This window comes from Variovorax sp. SPNA7, from assembly GCF_033807855.1.
Lineage (GTDB): Bacteria > Pseudomonadota > Gammaproteobacteria > Burkholderiales > Burkholderiaceae_C > Variovorax > Variovorax beijingensis.
In genome coordinates this window covers 5,796,910-5,812,917 of sequence record NZ_CP138513.1, presented here as the reverse complement: position 1 = coordinate 5,812,917, position 16,008 = coordinate 5,796,910, and the positions used below count along the sequence as shown (strand labels likewise).

Annotated in this window: 15 protein-coding genes; all 15 read left to right on the top strand. The window is 69.8% G+C overall.

Features of this window, described 5'->3' with window-relative positions:
- Window positions 1-14: 14 nt before the first annotated feature.
- The 15 genes from RZE77_RS27315 (at window position 15) to RZE77_RS27245 (ending at window position 15,994) form a co-directional block, all read left to right on the top strand.
- Window positions 15-1,385 (top strand): aminotransferase, encoded by a 1,371-nt coding sequence (locus RZE77_RS27315; RefSeq protein WP_319440081.1) that lies wholly within the window; start codon window positions 15-17, stop codon window positions 1,383-1,385.
- Complete coding sequence (locus RZE77_RS27310) at window positions 1,382-2,440, top strand: histone deacetylase family protein (RefSeq protein WP_319440080.1); 1,059 nt, start codon at window positions 1,382-1,384, stop codon at window positions 2,438-2,440. The genes RZE77_RS27315 and RZE77_RS27310 overlap by 4 nt, the downstream gene beginning before the upstream one ends.
- Window positions 2,437-3,372, top strand: a complete 936-nt coding sequence (locus RZE77_RS27305) for a DMT family transporter (protein ID WP_319440079.1) — start codon at window positions 2,437-2,439, stop codon at window positions 3,370-3,372. The genes RZE77_RS27310 and RZE77_RS27305 overlap by 4 nt, the downstream gene beginning before the upstream one ends.
- Window positions 3,359-4,147 (top strand): GntR family transcriptional regulator, encoded by a 789-nt coding sequence (locus RZE77_RS27300; protein WP_062363924.1) that lies wholly within the window; start codon window positions 3,359-3,361, stop codon window positions 4,145-4,147. The genes RZE77_RS27305 and RZE77_RS27300 overlap by 14 nt, the downstream gene beginning before the upstream one ends.
- 18 nt (window positions 4,148-4,165) lie before the next feature.
- Window positions 4,166-5,194 carry a histone deacetylase family protein gene (locus tag RZE77_RS27295; protein WP_319440078.1) on the top strand — a complete coding sequence of 343 codons (1,029 nt, stop codon included), beginning with the start codon at window positions 4,166-4,168 and terminating at the stop codon, window positions 5,192-5,194.
- Window positions 5,191-6,249, top strand: a complete 1,059-nt coding sequence (locus RZE77_RS27290) for a phosphotransferase (protein ID WP_319440077.1) — start codon at window positions 5,191-5,193, stop codon at window positions 6,247-6,249. The genes RZE77_RS27295 and RZE77_RS27290 overlap by 4 nt, the downstream gene beginning before the upstream one ends.
- 10 nt (window positions 6,250-6,259) lie before the next feature.
- Window positions 6,260-7,543 (top strand): aspartate aminotransferase family protein, encoded by a 1,284-nt coding sequence (locus RZE77_RS27285; protein ID WP_319440076.1) that lies wholly within the window; start codon window positions 6,260-6,262, stop codon window positions 7,541-7,543.
- Window positions 7,544-7,627: 84 nt separating this feature from the next.
- Window positions 7,628-8,833 (top strand): M20 aminoacylase family protein, encoded by a 1,206-nt coding sequence (locus RZE77_RS27280; protein ID WP_319440075.1) that lies wholly within the window; start codon window positions 7,628-7,630, stop codon window positions 8,831-8,833.
- 24 nt (window positions 8,834-8,857) lie between these two features.
- The gene (locus tag RZE77_RS27275; RefSeq protein ID WP_319442424.1) at window positions 8,858-9,850 is read left to right on the top strand and encodes a tripartite tricarboxylate transporter substrate-binding protein; all 993 of its coding nucleotides are present in this window, start codon (window positions 8,858-8,860) and stop codon (window positions 9,848-9,850) included.
- 342 nt (window positions 9,851-10,192) lie between these two features.
- Window positions 10,193-11,107, top strand: a complete 915-nt coding sequence (locus RZE77_RS27270) for a dihydrodipicolinate synthase family protein (protein ID WP_319440074.1) — start codon at window positions 10,193-10,195, stop codon at window positions 11,105-11,107.
- Window positions 11,108-11,153: 46 nt separating this feature from the next.
- Window positions 11,154-12,293: a branched-chain amino acid ABC transporter substrate-binding protein gene (locus RZE77_RS27265; protein ID WP_319440073.1), complete on the top strand. Its 1,140-nt coding sequence runs from the start codon at window positions 11,154-11,156 to the stop codon at window positions 12,291-12,293.
- A gap of 14 nt (window positions 12,294-12,307) precedes the next feature.
- On the top strand, window positions 12,308-13,246 hold the full coding sequence (locus RZE77_RS27260; RefSeq protein ID WP_319440072.1) for a 4-hydroxyproline epimerase: 939 nt from the start codon (window positions 12,308-12,310) through the stop codon (window positions 13,244-13,246).
- A 104-nt stretch (window positions 13,247-13,350) separates the two neighbouring features.
- Entirely contained in the window at window positions 13,351-14,457 is a 1,107-nt protein-coding gene (locus tag RZE77_RS27255) for an NAD(P)/FAD-dependent oxidoreductase (protein ID WP_319440071.1), read from the top strand.
- On the top strand, window positions 14,454-14,702 hold the full coding sequence (locus RZE77_RS27250) for a (2Fe-2S)-binding protein (RefSeq protein WP_018903478.1): 249 nt from the start codon (window positions 14,454-14,456) through the stop codon (window positions 14,700-14,702). The genes RZE77_RS27255 and RZE77_RS27250 overlap by 4 nt, the downstream gene beginning before the upstream one ends.
- Window positions 14,699-15,994 (top strand): FAD/NAD(P)-binding oxidoreductase, encoded by a 1,296-nt coding sequence (locus tag RZE77_RS27245; RefSeq protein ID WP_319440070.1) that lies wholly within the window; start codon window positions 14,699-14,701, stop codon window positions 15,992-15,994. Before RZE77_RS27250 ends, RZE77_RS27245 begins: the two co-directional genes overlap by 4 nt.
- The last annotated feature ends 14 nt before the right edge of the window (window positions 15,995-16,008 follow it).

The following is a 16,008-nucleotide window of genomic DNA, read 5'->3' as shown; positions in this document are numbered from 1 at the left end:
ACGGAACCGCCTTCATGAACGCCAGCACGCACGCAGAGAACGCCGCCAACGACATCGCCGCGCATCTGCACCCCTTCACCAACCTTGCGACGCATCCGCAGCTCGGCCCGCTGGTGATCCAGCGCGGCGACGGCATCTTCGTGGAGGACGACCAGGGCCGCCGCTACCTCGAAGCGATGTCGGGCCTGTGGTGCGCCTCGCTGGGCTTCAGCAATGCACGCCTGGCCAAGGCCGGCAGCGAGGCGCTGCACGGATTGCCGTACTACCACACGTTCAACGGCCGCTCCAACCCGGCCGCCATCGCGCTGGCCGAAAAGCTGCTCGCGCTCGCGCCGGTGCCGATGTCCAAGGTGTTCTTCGCCAACTCGGGTTCGGAGGCCAACGACTCCGCGGTCAAGCTGGTCTGGTACTACCACAACGCCATCGGCAAGCCCGAGAAGAAAAAGATCATCGCGCGCCGCAATGCGTACCACGGCGTCACCGTCGCAGCTGCGAGCCTGAGTGGCCTGGTGCCGAACCACCGCGACTTCGACCTGCCGATCGACCGCATCCTGCACGTCGACTGCCCGCACCATTTCCGCTACGCCGAAGCCGGCGAGAGCGAGGAAGACTTCGCGACGCGGCTGGCCGCTGCGCTCGAGCAGCGCATCCTCGACGAAGGCCCCGAGACGGTCGGTGCCTTCATCGCCGAGCCCGTGATGGGCGCGGGCGGCGTGCTGGTGCCGCCGGCCACCTATTTCGACAAGGTGCAGAAGGTGCTGGCGAAGTACGAGGTGCTGTTGATCGCCGACGAGGTGATCTGCGGCTTCGGCCGCACCGGCCAGATGTTCGGCTCGGCCACCTTCGGCCTCAGGCCCGACATCCTGACCGCAGCCAAGGCGCTGTCCTCGGGCTACGTGCCGATCTCGGCCGTGATGGTCAACGAGAAGGTGCATGCGGCCGTGGCCGCCAACAGCGGCAAGATCGGCACCTTCGGCCACGGCTTCACCTACTCGGGCCATCCGGTGGCCTGCGCCATCGCGCTCGAGACGCTCAAGGTCTACGAGGACGAGAACATCCTCGCGCATGTGCAATCGCTGGTGCCGCAATTCCAGCAAGGGCTGCAGGCCCACGCCGGTCGCAAGCATGTCGGCGAGGTGCGCGGCGTAGGGCTCATCGGTGCGATCGAGCTGTATGCCGACCCGGCCAGGCGCGCGCCCTTCGATCCCGCGCAGAAGGCCGGCGCACGCCTTGCCGAGCTCGCGCTGGCGCAGGGGCTCATCGTGCGCGCGATGGGCGATTCGATCGCCTTCTGCCCGCCGCTCATCATCACGGCCGAACAGGTCGACGACATGTTCGCGCGCTTCGGCCGGGCCATGACGGTGTTCGAAGAAACCTTCGCATGAAGGCCTTCTTCACCGACGAGCAACTGCTGCACGATCCGCAGCAGTTCATGCGGCTGGGCCGCATCTGCAAGCCGACCGACTTGCCGAGCCGCGCGCATGCGCTACGCGATGCGCTGGCCCTGCGCGGCATTGCGCTGGCCGAGCCGCGCGACTACGGCCGCGCGCCGCTCGAAGCCGTGCACAGCACCGACTACCTCGATTACCTGGAAACCGCCTACGCGCTGTGGCGCGAGCTCGAGGTGCCCGGCGTGGAGCCCGGCATCGAGGTGCTGCCGAATCTTTCGCCCTACGACAACGGCATGCCGGGCGTGGCGCGCGCGCCGTGTCCCTCGCCTTCGCTGGTGGCGCGCACGGGCTACTACATCAGCGACCTTTCGTGTCCGCTCGGCCCGCACACCTGGCGCTCGATCCTGCGCTCGGCCCACACCGCGGTGGCCGCCGCCGATGCGGTGCTGGAAAGCGGTGACGCGGCCTATGCGCTGTGCCGCCCCTCGGGCCACCACGCGCACCGCGACCGCGCGGGCGGCTTCTGCTACATCAACAACAGCGCCATTGCGGCGCAGCGCCTGTGCGAGCGGCACGGCCGCGTGGCGGTGTTCGACGTCGATGCGCACCACGGCGACGGCACGCAGAACATCTTCTATGCGCGCGGCGACGTGCTGACCGTGTCGACGCATGCCGATCCCGCGGGCTACTACCCGTTCTACACCGGCTACGCGCACGAACGCGGCGTGGGCGCGGGCGAAGGCTTCAACCTGAACCTGCCGCTCGCGCACGGCGCGGACAACGCGGTGTTCCTCGAGGCGGTGGACCGGGGCGCGGCCGCGCTGCGCGAATTCGCACCCAAGGCGCTGGTGCTCGCGCTCGGTTTCGACAGCTACAAGGACGACCCCATCAGCGTGCTCGAGCTCGACCTCGACGCCTACCGCCACATCGGCGAGCGCGTCGGCGCGCTGAAGCTGCCCACGGTGGTCGTGCAGGAAGGCGGCTACATGGTGGAAGCCATCGGCCCCGCGCTCGACAACTTCCTGCGGGGCTTCCAGGCCGCGCGATGAGCACTGCCGCCACGGCTCTCGCACTGCGTCCGGCGGGCTCCAGGCGCGCCGGCGTGGCGCTGTTCTTCTGCGCGCTGGTGGCATTTGCCTCCTACGACGCGTTCTGCAAGTACATGCTGCAGTTCTACCCGGCGCCCTTCGTCAACGTGATGCGCTATGTCGCGGTGAGCGGCATTGCCTTTGCGATGCTGCTGCGCCATGGCGACCTGCGCATGTGGCGCACGCAGCAGAAGCCTCTGCTGCTGCTGCGCGGGCTGATGCTCGCGACGGTGGCCACCTGCTTCATGACGGCGCTGATCTGGATGCCGCTGGCCGAGGCCACGGCCATCTACTTCACCGCGCCGCTGCTGATGGTGGCGCTGTCGCCGTGGCTGCTCGGCGAACAGGTGCGGCGCAGCCGCTGGGTGGCGGTGACGGTCGGCTTCGGCGGCATGCTGCTGATCGTGCGGCCGGGCGCCGACCTGCCGCTGCTCGGCACGGTGCTGATGGCGGTGGCCGCCGTCTGCTACGCGATCTTCCAGCTGCTCACGCGGCGGCTCGCGGGCCTGGTCGCGGGGCCGGTGCAGTACGCCTGGACCGCGCTGGCCTGCTTCGTCGTCACGCTGCTGCCCGCGCCCTTCTTCCTGCCCGCCCAGCAGCCGCCCTGGGGCGACGTGGCGCTGCTGCTCGCGGGCGGCGCCTGCAGCGCGGCGGCCCAGTGGCTGCTGCTGGCCGCGTTCGAGCGTGTGGAAGCCTCCACGCTGGCGCCGCTCAACTACTTCCAGCTGCTGCTGGCCGTGGCCTTCAGCACCTTCTGGTTCCGCCGGCCGCCCGACGCGATCGCAATGGCCGGCATCGCGCTGATCATGGCGGCGGGCATCTACCTGGCGCGCGCGGGGCGGGGCCTGAAGACCGTGCCGGCCAACCCGGGGACAGCGGATGCCATCCGGTGAAGAATCGCCCCTGGCGCACACCAATGACGAGACAAGCAACATGGCAATTTCCACAATTTCTCCTCCTCCTCCTGCTGCCGATGCGGCCCTGTTCGAATCGGTCGAGTCGACCGACCTCGTCGGCCTGGTCGAGGCCCAGCTGACGCGCGCCATCGTCGAAGGCCGCCTGGCACCCGGCAGCCGCATCGTCGAGGCCGACATCGCACGCCGCATGGGCGTGAGCCGCGCGCCCGTGCGCGAGGCGGCGCGGCGGCTCGAGCGCCAGGGCGTGCTGGTGGCCAAGCCGCGCCACGGCTTCGCGGTGCGGACCATCAGCGTGCAGGAGATCGACGACCTGTTCGAAGTGCGCCTGAGCCTGGAGCTCACCTCCATCGAACTGGCCTGCCGCAAGGCCGACGACGCGGGCATCGCGCGCGTGCAGGCGCTGGTCGAGGCCATGGTGCGTGAGGCCAACACGCAGCCGCAGCACCACCGCATCGCCAACGACCTGGCGCTGCACACGCTGATCTGCGAGCTCTCGGGCAACGCGCACCTGCACCGCATCTTCATGAACACGCAGACCGAGATGCAGATGATCATCGCGCTGATCGATGCGGTCTACCACGACCCCACCGCCATGGCCGAGACCCACCGCCCGATCGTCGATGCCCTGGTGCGCCGCGACCCCGAGGCCGCCAAGGCCGCGATGCGCGTGCACCTGGAAGACGCCTGGCAGCACGTGCGCGCGCTGTTCGTGAAGCAGCACGGCGCCGCGCCCCTTCCCGCCAATGCCTGAGACCGGAGAAGCACACCGATGAAAGTCGTCTACAGCGACACGCACAAGGACCACGACCCGCAGCTCTTCATGGTGCGCGGCAAGCTCAAGCGCAGCAACGAGCAGCCCGAGCGCGCATTCCGCCTGCTCGAGGCGGTGCAGCGGGAGGGCCACGAGATCGTCGCCACGCGCGACTTCGGCGCCGGCCCGCGCGCCGCCATCCACACGCCCGAGTACCTGCGCTTTCTAGCAACGGCCTACGCGCGCTGGCAGCTGCTGGACGATCCCTCGGAAGAAGTGATGCCCAACATCCATCCCTTCCCGGGCCAGCCCTGCACCTACCCCGACAGCGTGGTCGGCCAGGCCGGCTTCCACATGGGCGACAACGCCTGCTCGATCGGCGCGCGCACCTGGGAGGCCGCCATCGCCTCGGCGAACATGGCGACGCATGCGGCGCAGCTCGTGCTCGACGGCGAGCGCGCGGCCTATGCGCTGTGCCGCCCGCCCGGCCACCACGCCTATGCTGACCGCGCCAACGGCTTCTGCTATCTCAACAACGTGGCCATTGCGGCGCAGCACCTGCGCGGCGTGCACGACCGCGTGGCCATCCTCGACATCGACGTGCACCACGGCAACGGCACGCAGGGCATCTTCTACCGCCGCGCCGACGTGCTGACCATCTCGCTGCACGGCGACCCGCGCAACTTCACGCCCTTCTTCATCGGCCACGCGCACGAGCGCGGCGAAGGCGAAGGCCTGGGCTACAACATCAACAAGCCGCTGGCGCTGGGTACCGACATCGACGGCTACCTGCCCGCGCTGCGCGATGCCTGCGACAGCATCCGCGCCTATGCGCCCGGCGCGCTGGTGGTGGCGCTGGGGCTCGACGCCCACGAGCGCGATCCCTACAAGGGCATGAAGATCCAGACCGCCGGGTTCGCGCTGCTGCTGGCCGAGATCGCGCGCCTGGGGCTGCCCACGGTGCTGGTGCAGGAAGGCGGTTACCTCTCCGACGACCTGGGGCCGAACATCGCGAGCGCGCTGCGCGGCTTCGAGAGCGTCGCATGACGCCAACTGCCGACTTCGCCGACGCGCAGGTGCTCAGCGAAGCCTCGCCCGCGCTCGACGACGCCTGGGTACGCCAGCTCGCATGCGAGCGCTACGGCATCGAGGGCGAGATGAAGCCGCTGACCGGCGAGCGCGACCGCAACTACCGGCTCGAGCGCGCCGCCGACGGCGCCCGCTTCATGCTGAAGCTCTCGCACCCGGCCGAGACCGCGCTCGTCGCCGACTTCCAGACCCAGGCCCTGCTGCATCTCGCGGCCGCCGACCCGGGCCTGCCGGTGCAGCGCATCGTGCCGACGCGGGACGGCGCCGCCTCCTTCGTCTGCGACCCGGGCGACGGCCTGCCGCGCGTGGTGCGCCTCTTCAGCTACCTGCCCGGCCTGCCGCTGCCCGAGGCGCCGCGCACGCCGCTGCAGCAGCAGAACCTTGCGCGCATGCTGGCCCGGCTCGACCTCGCGCTCGCAGGCTTCGACCATCCGGCCGGCGACCTGCCGCTGCCCTGGGACCTGCAGCGCGCCGACAGCGTGCGCGGCTTGCTCGCCCACATCGCCGAGCCGGAGCGCCGCGCGCTGGCCAGCGCCGCGCTCGACCGCTTCGAGCGCGATGCCAAGCCGGTGTTGCGCACGCTGCCCGCGCAGCCGATCCACAACGACTTCAACATCTACAACCTGCTGGTCGATCCGGCCGACACCGACCGCATCGCCGCGATCCTCGACTTCGGCGACATGGTGCGCGCGCCGTGCATCAACGACCTGGCCGTGGCCGCCGCGTACCAGGCCGGCACCGGCGACGATCCGCTCGCGGCCATCGTGCCGCTGGTGGCCGCCTACCACGCGGTTCGGCCGCTGTCGCCGGCCGAGGCCGGCGTGCTGTTCGACCTGATCGCCGCGCGGCTGGTGATGGTGGTGGCCATCAGCGGCTGGCGCGCCGCGCGCTATCCCGAGAACGCGCCCTACCTGCTGCGCAACAACCCGCTGTCGTGGGCGCGGCTGCAGGCCTGCGAGCGCGTCGGCAGCGCCGCGGCAACGGCCGCCTTCCGCCGCGCGCTGAACCTCTGAGAGATCGCCCATGACTTCCCTCGCCCCTTCGACCCAGGCCCTCGTCGAGCGCCGCGCGCGCGTGCTCGGCCCGGCCTACCGCCTGTTCTACGAGACGCCGTTGCACCCGGTGCGCGGCGAGGGCGTGTGGCTGTACGACACCGAGGGCCGGCCCCATCTCGACGCCTACAACAACGTCGCTTCGGTCGGCCACTGCCACCCGCATGTGGTCGAGGCCATCGCGCGCCAGGCCGGCGTGCTCAACACCCACACGCGCTACCTGCACGAGGGCGTGCTCGACTACGCCGAGCGGCTGCTCGCCACCATGCCGGCCGAGCTCGCGCACGCGATGTTCACCTGCACCGGCAGCGAGGCCAACGACTTGGCGATGCGCATCGCACGCTCGCACACCAGGGCCGAGGGGCTGATCGTCACGCGCTTCGCGTACCACGGCGTCACCGCGTCGATCGCCGAGGCCTCGCCCTCGCTCGGCAAGTTCGTGCAGCTCGGCGATGCGGTGCGCACGGTGCCCGCGCCCGACAGCTACCGCATCGCGCCCGGCGAACTGGGCCGCGCGTTCGCGAACGGCGTGCGCGAGGCCATCGCGGACCTCGAGGCGCACGGCATGCGCCCGGCCGCGCTGATGGTCGACACCGTGTTCTCGAGCGACGGCATCTTCACCGACCCGCCGGGCTTCATGGCCGAGGCGGTGGACGCGGTGCGCGAGGCCGGCGGCCTCTTCATCGCCGACGAAGTGCAGCCCGGCCTGGGCCGCACCGGCGACGCGTTCTGGGGCTTCCAGCGGCATGGCGTGGTGCCCGACATCGTCACCATGGGCAAGCCGCTGGGCGCCGGCCATCCCCTGGCCGGCCTTGCGGTGCGGCCCGGGGTGCTGGCCGCCTTCGGCCGCGAGTGCCGCTACTTCAACACCTTCGGCGGCAACCCGGTGTCGATGGCCGCGGGCATGGCGGTGCTCGACGTGGTCGAGCGCGAAGGGCTGATGGCCAATGCGCAGCGCGTCGGCAGTTACCTGCGCGCGCAGATCGCGAAGCTCGCCGAGCGCCACGCGCTGATCGGCGACGTGCGCGGCGCGGGCCTGTTCGTGGGCGTGGAGCTCGTTACCGACCGCCGCACCCGCACGCCCGCCACGGCGGAAACCGCGCGCGTCGTCAACGGCCTGCGCGAGCGGCAGGTGCTGCTGAGCGCCACCGGCGAGCACGCCAACACGCTCAAGATCCGCCCGCCGCTGGTGTTTTCCGAGGCCCATGCCGACCTGCTGGCCGAGACGCTCGGCCAGGTGCTGGCCGGCCTCTGACGCATCGCCTGCTCGCTGCCACGCATGGCGCCGCGCGCCGCCTTGCGCCAGAATCGTTCGCCCCCACGACCCCTGCTTGCCACCATGAACATCGTCGATTCCTTTGCCGCCCACGCCTCCCGCTTCGTCGATATCCGGCGCGACATCCATGCCCATCCCGAGCTCGGCTTCGAGGAGCACCGCACTTCCGAAAAGGTGGCGGGCCTGCTCGCCGAATGGGGCATCGAGGTGCACCGCGGCATTGCCGGCACCGGCCTCGTCGGCGTGCTGCGCAAGGGCACCGGCACGCGCACCATCGGCCTGCGCGCCGACATGGACGCGCTGCCGCTGCACGAAGCCAACGCGTTCGCCCACAAGTCCACGCATGCGGGCCGCATGCATGCCTGCGGCCACGACGGCCACACCACCATGCTGCTGGCCGCCGCCTGGCACCTGTCGCAGCAGGGGCCCGATGACTTCGACGGCACCGTGCATTTCATCTTCCAGCCCGCCGAGGAGATGGGCAAGGCCGGCGCGAAGAAGATGATCCAGGACGGCCTGTTCGAGCGCTTTCCGTGCGACGCGGTCTTTGCGCTGCACAACTTCCCGGTCGGCGACGTGGGCCGCTTCGCGCTCAACGAAGGCGCGCTGATGGCCTCGAGCAACACCTACAAGATCACCGTGCGCGGGCGCGGCACGCACGCCTCGATGCCGCACACCGGCATCGACCCGGTCGCCGCGGTGGTCACGCTTGCGCAGCAGCTGCAGACCATCGTGCCGCGCACCATTCCGAGCACCGAGCGCGCCCTGCTCGCGGTCACGCAGCTGCAGGGCTCGGATGCGCCCAACGTGATTCCCGACGTGGCCACGGTCGGCGGCACCATCCGCACCTTCTCCATCGAGGCCATCGACAAGATCGAGGCGCGCCTGCGCGAAGTGGCCGCCGGCGTGGCCGCGGCGCATGGCTGCACGGCCGAGGTCTTCTTCAACCGCTCCTCGCCGCCGGTGGTCAACCACGTGGCCGAGGCGCGCTTTGCCGCCGGCGTGATGCGCGAGGTGGTGGGCGACGGCATGGTCACCGACAACTTTCCCGCCGTGATGGGCGCCGAGGACTTCGCCCACATGCTGCTCGCGCGCCCCGGTTGCTATGCGTTCCTCGGCAATGGCGACGGCGACCACCGGCTCGACGGCCACGGGCCCGGCCCTTGCATCATCCACAACACGTCGTTCGACTTCAACGACGAGATCATTCCGATCGGCGCCAGCTACTTCGTGAAGCTGGTGCAGCGCTGGCTGCCCTCGGGCGGCTGAATTTTTTCACTGCCAACGATGATGATGAAAGCGGCCAACCCGATGACCTCCACCCTGTTCACCCGGCGTTCGCTGGCTGCCCTTGCAGCCGCCACGGCGCTCGGCGCGTTCGCGCCCGTGCATGCCCAACAGCGCGTGATCCACATCGTCGTGCCCTTCGGCACCGGCGCGGTGCAGGACACGGTGGCGCGCGCCTTCAACGCCGAGTTGGGCGCGGCGCTCAACGCCAGCGCCATCGTCGAGAACCGCGCGGGCGCGGGCGGCACGGTGGGTGCGGCCGTCGTGGCCAAGGCGCCACCTGACGGCAACACGCTGGTGCTCGCGGCCGCGAGCCACAACATCGCGGGCTTCCTGTACAGCAAGCTCTCCTACGACCCGCTGAAGGATTTCGTGGGCGTGGCCAGCATCGGCAACGCGGGCTACGCGCTGGCGGTGTCGAGCGGGCTCAACGTGTCGAGCACGGCCGATTTCATCAAGGAGGTCAAGGCCAATCCGGGCAAGTACAACTACGCCTCGGCCGGCAACGGCAGCGCCACGCACCTGGCAATGGCGTCGTTCCTTGCCAAGGCCGGGCTGCAGATGACGCACATCCCGACCAAGTCGACCGGCGAGGCGGTCAACGAGGTGCTCGCGGGCCGCGTGCAGGCGGTGATCTCGTCGAGCATCGGCGTGATGGGCTTCCAGGCCGATCCGCGCATGAAGCTGCTCGCATCCACGGGCCAGGCGCGCAGCCCGTTCTTGCCGAGCCTGCCGACGGTGGCCGAGAGCGGGCTGCCGGGCTATGCCTTCGATTCATGGATCGGCCTGCTCGCCCCGGCCGGCACGCCCAAGGCCGAGGTCGAGCGCCTCAATGCGGCCACCAACAAGGTGCTGTCCGATCCGGCGATCCAGGAGCGCTTCAAGCGCCTGGGCGTGGAGCCGCGCATGCAGAGCGCCGAAGAGTTCCAGAAGCTGCTGCGCGCGGACTGGGACGCGATGGGGGCGGTGGTGAAGGCTTCGGGGGCGAAGATCGACTGATCTTGTGCTGTTGTTTTTGGCGCTGTCGTTCTTGTTCAGGGCGCGTGCACAGGCCACCGGGTACTCCCCTCCGCGAATGTCCCCCGGCCTTCGGCCTCCTCCTTAATTTCGCTGCGGGGAGCACCCGATGCCCTGTGCACGATGAGCGCAGCGCTTGTGCCGGCCGATCAACGACCGCTCTGAATAACGCTCCCGTCGGCGGGAGCGCGCCCTGAATAAAGCGCCCGAATATCACAGAAGAACCCGACTCGGAAGAGCGCCCAACCCACGCATATCTTGACGATATATCGCTAATATATTTAAATCAGGACCCTTCCCCACCGCACATCCAGGAGCGCTCACGTGACCCAACCCCGCTGGCAAGGCATCTTTCCCGCCATCACCACCAAATTCCACGCCGACGAAAGCATCGATGCCGAAGGCACCGCGCGGCACATCGACTTCCAGATCCGCAACGGCATCCACGGCCTCGTTACCTGCGGCTCGCTCGGCGAAGCCAGCACGCTCTCGCTCGAAGAAAAGCTGCAGGTCGCCAAGATCGCGCTCGAAGCCGCCGACGGCCGCATCCCGGTGCTGGCCAATGTGTCGGAAACCAGCACGCGCGAGGCGCTGCGCTACGTGGACGGGGCCAACAAGCTCGGCGTGGCCGGCTTCATGGTGATGCCCTCGGTGATCTACGTGGCCGATGCGCGTGAAGCCATGCTCAACGTGCGCACCATCGCCAACGCGGCGCAAAAACCCATCATGGTCTACAACAACCCGGTGGCCTACCGGGTCGACCTGAAGCCCGAGCACATGCTCGAGCTCGCGGACTGCGAATGGATCGCGGCCATCAAGGAGAGCTCGGACGACATCCGCCGCATCACCGACCTGCGCAACACCGTGGGCGATCGCTACCAGCTGTTCCTGGGGGTGGACGACCTGGCCTACGAAGGCCTGGCGCTGGGCTGCGACGGCCTGCTGGCCGGGGTGGGCTGCGCGTTCCCGCGCGAGACGGTGGCGCTGTACGACCTGATGAAGGCCGGCCGGTTCGCCGAGGCGCTGAAGCTCTACCAGTGGATGACGCCGATGCTGCACCTGGACGTGTCGACCAAGCTGGTGCAGAACCTCAAGCTGATCGACGTGCTGGTGGGCGTGGGCAGCGAGCACATGCGCCGCCCGCGGCTGCCGCTCATCGGCCAGGAGCGCGCGGCCATCGAGGCCATCGTGAACAAGGCGCTGGCCACGCGGCCTGCGCAGTACCAGTCGGTCGTGTAATAACGCGCGCTCGCACTTTTTTCATCGTCCTTACCTGGGAACAAGCATGAAGTCCAAAGCACACATGATTCCGTTTCTCGGCCTCATGGCGGCCATCGCCATGGCAGGCCATGCGCATGCGCAGCAGGAGCAGGTCGTCAAGATCGGCCACAGCGGGCCGCTCTCGGGCCCCAATGCCTTCGCGGGCAAGGACAACGAAAACGGCGTGCGCCTGGCCATCGAGGAACTCAACGCGAAGAAGATCACGGCCGGCGGCAAGACGCTGAAGTTCGAGCTGGTCTCCGAAGACGACCAGTGCGACGCCAAGTCCGGCGTCAGCGTGGCGCAGAAGTTCGTGGACGACGGCGTCAAGTACGTGATGGGCCCCTACTGCTCGGGCGTGGCCATCCCGGCGTCGCGGATCTATGCCGATGGCGGCACCATGGTCTCCACCGTGGGCACCAACCCGAAGGTCACGCAAGGCGGCTACAAGAACCTCTTTCGCATCATCGCGAGCGACAACCAGATCGGCTCCAGCATGGCGGTGTATGCGGCCAAGGTGCTCAAGGTGACGAAGGTGGGCGTGATCGACGACCGCACTGCCTTCGGCCAGGGCCTGGCGGAAGAATTCACCAAGGAAGCGAAGAAGCAAGGCCTCACCATCGTGGGCCAGGAGTTCACCACCGACAAGGCCGTGGACTTCACCGCGATCCTCACCAACATGAAGGCCAAGGCGCCCGAAGCCATCTTCTTCGGCGGCTATGCGCCGCAGGCCGCACCCATGGCGCGCCAGATGAAGCAGCTCGCGGTGCCCGGCAAGCTGCTGGGCGGCGACACCGTCTGCAGTCCGGCCACCGGCAAGCTCGGCGGCGACGCGGTCAACGACCTGGTGTTCTGCGCGCAGGGCGGCTCCATCCTTGAAAAGGCGCAGAGCGGCCCGGCCTTCAAGGCCAAGTTCAAGAAGCGCTTCAACGTCGATGCGGATGCGTATGCCGCCTCGTACTACGACCAGGTGCTGTTCATCGGCGAGTCGATGCAGAAGGCCAACTCCATCGACCCCGACAAGGTGGGTGCCGAGCTCTACAAAACCACCTACAAGGGCGTGGCCGCCACCTACAGCTACGACGACAAGGGCAACATGAAGCAGGCGCCGATCACGGTGTTCACCTTCAAGAACGCCGCGCCCGTTCCCCTCGCGAGCTACTGAAGCCGAAGGACGACATGCACCGCATCCAGGTCATCGATTCGCACACGGGCGGCGAGCCCACGCGGCTGGTCGTCGGCGGCTTTCCCGACCTCGGCGGCGGCACCATGGGCGAGCGCCGCGCGCTGCTGGCGGAGCGGCACGACCCATGGCGCGCCGCCACGGTGCTCGAGCCGCGCGGCAGCGACGTGATCGTGGGCGCGCTCTTGTGCGAGCCGGTGTCGAAGGACGCCGTGGCCGGCGTGGTCTTCTTCAACAACACCGGCTACCTCGGCATGTGCGGCCACGGCACCATCGGCCTGGTGGCGAGCCTCGCGCACATGGGGCGCATCGGCGCCGGCGAGCACCGCATCGAAACGCCCGTGGGCACCGTCACGGCCACGCTGCATGCCGATGGTTCGGTCAGCGTGCGCAACGTGCCGGCCTACCGGCACCTGCACCAGGTGGCGGTCGAGCTGCCCGGCCATGGCACTGTGCATGGCGACGTGGCCTGGGGCGGCAACTGGTTCTTCCTCGTGAGCGAGCACGGCCAGCGCGTGGCCAGCGACAACCTCGCCGCGCTGACCGGCTACACCGCGGCCTTGCGCCGCGCGCTCGCGGCGCAGGGCATCACGGGCGCCGAGGGTGCGGAGATCGACCACATCGAACTCTTTGCCGACGACAGCGAAGGCGCCGACAGCCGCAACTTCGTGCTCTGCCCCGGCAATGCCTACGACCGCTCGCCGTGCGGCACCGGCACCAGCGCCAAGATCGCCTGCCTCGCGGCCGACGGCAAGCTCGCACCGGGCGAGGTGTGGACGCAGGCCAGCGTGATCGGCAGCCGCTTCGAGGCCAGCTACACGCTGGAAGACGGCGGCAAGGTCATTCCGACGCTGCGCGGCCGCGCGCACATCAGCGCCGAAGCCACGCTGCTGATCGACGACAGCGATCCTTTCGGCTGGGGTATCCGGATATGAAGCTCGCCCCCAGTCTTCGCGCACTTCGTGTCGCTCCGCCAACCCGGCAACACCAGCGGCCCGGCAAAGCCGCTTCCGCGGTGTTCCGCGAAGTGCAATAGGCCGTGCACGCCGAAGTCATCGTCATCGGCGCCGGCATCGTCGGCGCCGCCTGCGCGCAAGCGCTGGCGCAGGCCGGCCGCCGTGTGCTGGTGCTCGATGCGCGCATCGGCGGCGCCACCGGCGCGGGCATGGGGCACCTCGTGGTGATGGACGACAACCCGGCCGAACTTGCATTGAGCCGCCATTCGATCGCGCAGTGGCGCGCCCTGGCGCCCCGCATGGACGAGGACTGCGCGTACAGCGCCTGCGGCACGCTCTGGATCGCCGCGAACGAAGAAGAAATGGCCGAGGCCGAGCGCAAGCAGCAGCGGCTGCATGAACACGGCGTCGACAGCCGCCTCCTCGATGCGCCTGCGCTCGCGCGCGCCGAGCCCGCCTTGCGCAAGGGCCTTGCAGGCGCGCTCGAAGTGCCCGGCGACGGCATCCTCTATGCGCCGAACGCGGCGCGCTGGCTGCTCGCGCAGGGCGGCGCTTCGATCCGCGTCGAGCATGCGAAGGTCGCAGCGATCGAAGACGACGGCACGCTGCAGCTCGCGGACGGCAGCCGCCGCAGCGCGCCACAGGTCGTGCTGGCCAACGGCATCGAAGCCACGGCGCTCTGCCCCGAACTCCCCATCCGCCCCAAGAAGGGCCACCTGCTGATCACCGACCGCTACCCGGGCACGGTGCACCACCAGCTCGTCGAGCTCGGCTACGTGACGAGCGCGCACCACAGCGACGGCGATTCGGTGGCCTTCAACGTGCAGCCGCGGCCCACGGGCCAGCTGCTGATCGGCTCCTCGCGCCAGTTCGACACCACCGATCCGGCGGTCGAAGCGCCGATGCTCGCGCGCATGCTGCAGCGCGCGCTCGGCTACCTGCCGGGGCTCGCGGAGCTCAACGCGGTCCGCTCGTGGACCGGCCTGCGCGCGGCCACGCCCGACGGGTTGCCGCTGCTGGGCAAGCACCCCTGGCGCGAGAAGCTCTGGCTCGCGGTCGGCCACGAAGGCCTGGGCGTGACCACCGCGCCGGGCAGCGCGCACTTGCTCGCGGCGCTGATGACCGGCGCGGCACCCGGGTTCGATGCGGCGCCCTATGCGCCGCGCGGGCTGCTGGAGAAGCGCGCATGAGCGGTGAGACCTTGCTGCACATCGACGGCCAACCCGTCCGCGTGAAGGCGGGCAGCTCGGTCGCCGCCGCATTGCGCGTGGCCGGCGGCATGGGCGTGGCGCGCAGCTCCGTCACGGGCCAGCCGCGCGCGCCCTTCTGCGGCATGGGCGTGTGCCAGGAATGCCGCGTGCGGATCGATGGCCGGCAAAGGCTCGCCTGCCAGGCGGTCTGCGCCGAAGGCATGCGCGTGGAGACCTCGGCATGACGGCCATGGCGCTGGAGCACTGCGACCTGCTGATCGTCGGCGCGGGCCCGGCCGGCATGGCCGCGGCGGTGGCAGCCGCGCCGAGCGGCGCATCGATCGCCGTGATCGACGACAACCCCGCACCCGGCGGGCAGATCTGGCGCGACGGCCCCGGCGCATCGCTGCCTGCGGCTGCCCGCACCTGGCGCGATGCGCTCGAACGCCACGCCAACATCCGCGTGTGCAGCGGCACGCGCGTCGTCGCGGCGCCTGCGCGCGACGAACTGCTGCTCGAAGATGCCGAACGCGGCTGGCGCATGCGGTGGAGCAAGCTGATCCTCTGCACCGGTGCGCGCGAGCTGCTGCTGCCCTTCCCGGGCTGGACGCTGCCCGGCATCACGAGCGCAGGTGGATTGCAGGCGCTCATCAAGGCGGGGCTGCCGGTGGAGGGCGAGCGCATCGTGATCGCGGGCAGCGGGCCTCTGCTGCTCGCCGCTGCTTCAACAGCGCGCGCGGCGGGTGCCAAGGTCGTGCGCGTCGCCGAGCAGGCCTCGTTCGCGGCAGTCGCGGGCTTTGCCGCCAGCCTGCTGAGATGGCCGGGCAAGGCCGTGCAGGCGGTGGCGCTGGCCGATGGGCAGTACCGCACTTCGTCGCGCATCGTCTCGGCGCAGGGCGGCGCGCAGGTCGAGTCGGTTCGGCTCCTGCAGGGCGAGCGCGAGGTGGAGATCGCCTGCGACCGCATCGCCTGCGGCTTCGGCCTCGTGCCCAACACGCAGCTCGGCCGAATGCTGGGCTGTGCGCTCACGCCTGCCGATGGCGGAGCGCAGGCGCTGGCCGTCGATGCGCTGCAAGCCACCAGCCTGCCCGGCATCTACGCGGCCGGCGAATGCACCGGTTTCGGCGGCAGCGAGCGTGCGCTGGCCCAGGGCACCATCGCCGGCCACGCGGCCGTCGGCAACGGGCGCGCAGCGAGGTCGTACGAAGCCGGGCGCGCCCGCTGGAATGCCTTTGCCGCGCAGCTGCACCGCAGCTTCGCGCTAGCCCCCGCCATCAGGCAGATGCCGCAGCCCGACACCCTCGTGTGCCGCTGCGAAGACGTGCCCTTTTCGGCGCTCGCGGATTGCAGCGGCTGGGCCGATGCCAAGCTCCATCGTCGCTGCGGCATGGGCGCCTGCCAGGGCCGCGTCTGCGGCGATGCGGCGCAGTTCCTGTTCGGCTGGACGCCGCCCGCGCCGCGGCCGCCGCTCTCGCCCGCGCGCATCGCCACGCTGGCCGGCCTCGCGCGCCCGGATGGCGATGTGGACCGACAATGAAGCCGAAGTAGCAG

Excerpts from the sequence above, each read along its gene's own strand:
- RZE77_RS27300 (WP_062363924.1), top strand. The coding sequence starts at position 3,359 with ATGCCATCCGGTGAAGAATCGCCCCTGGCGCACACCAATGACGAGACA.
- RZE77_RS27250 (WP_018903478.1), top strand. The coding sequence starts at position 14,454 with ATGAGCGGTGAGACCTTGCTGCACATCGACGGCCAACCCGTCCGCGTG.
- RZE77_RS27285 (WP_319440076.1), top strand. The coding sequence starts at position 6,260 with ATGACTTCCCTCGCCCCTTCGACCCAGGCCCTCGTCGAGCGCCGCGCG.
- RZE77_RS27290 (WP_319440077.1), top strand. The coding sequence starts at position 5,191 with ATGACGCCAACTGCCGACTTCGCCGACGCGCAGGTGCTCAGCGAAGCC.
- RZE77_RS27280 (WP_319440075.1), top strand. The coding sequence starts at position 7,628 with ATGAACATCGTCGATTCCTTTGCCGCCCACGCCTCCCGCTTCGTCGAT.
- RZE77_RS27265 (WP_319440073.1), top strand. The coding sequence starts at position 11,154 with ATGAAGTCCAAAGCACACATGATTCCGTTTCTCGGCCTCATGGCGGCC.
- RZE77_RS27315 (WP_319440081.1), top strand. The coding sequence starts at position 15 with ATGAACGCCAGCACGCACGCAGAGAACGCCGCCAACGACATCGCCGCG.
- RZE77_RS27260 (WP_319440072.1), top strand. The coding sequence starts at position 12,308 with ATGCACCGCATCCAGGTCATCGATTCGCACACGGGCGGCGAGCCCACG.
- RZE77_RS27305 (WP_319440079.1), top strand. The coding sequence starts at position 2,437 with ATGAGCACTGCCGCCACGGCTCTCGCACTGCGTCCGGCGGGCTCCAGG.
- RZE77_RS27245 (WP_319440070.1), top strand. The coding sequence starts at position 14,699 with ATGACGGCCATGGCGCTGGAGCACTGCGACCTGCTGATCGTCGGCGCG.
- RZE77_RS27295 (WP_319440078.1), top strand. The coding sequence starts at position 4,166 with ATGAAAGTCGTCTACAGCGACACGCACAAGGACCACGACCCGCAGCTC.
- RZE77_RS27275 (WP_319442424.1), top strand. The coding sequence starts at position 8,858 with ATGAAAGCGGCCAACCCGATGACCTCCACCCTGTTCACCCGGCGTTCG.
- RZE77_RS27310 (WP_319440080.1), top strand. The coding sequence starts at position 1,382 with ATGAAGGCCTTCTTCACCGACGAGCAACTGCTGCACGATCCGCAGCAG.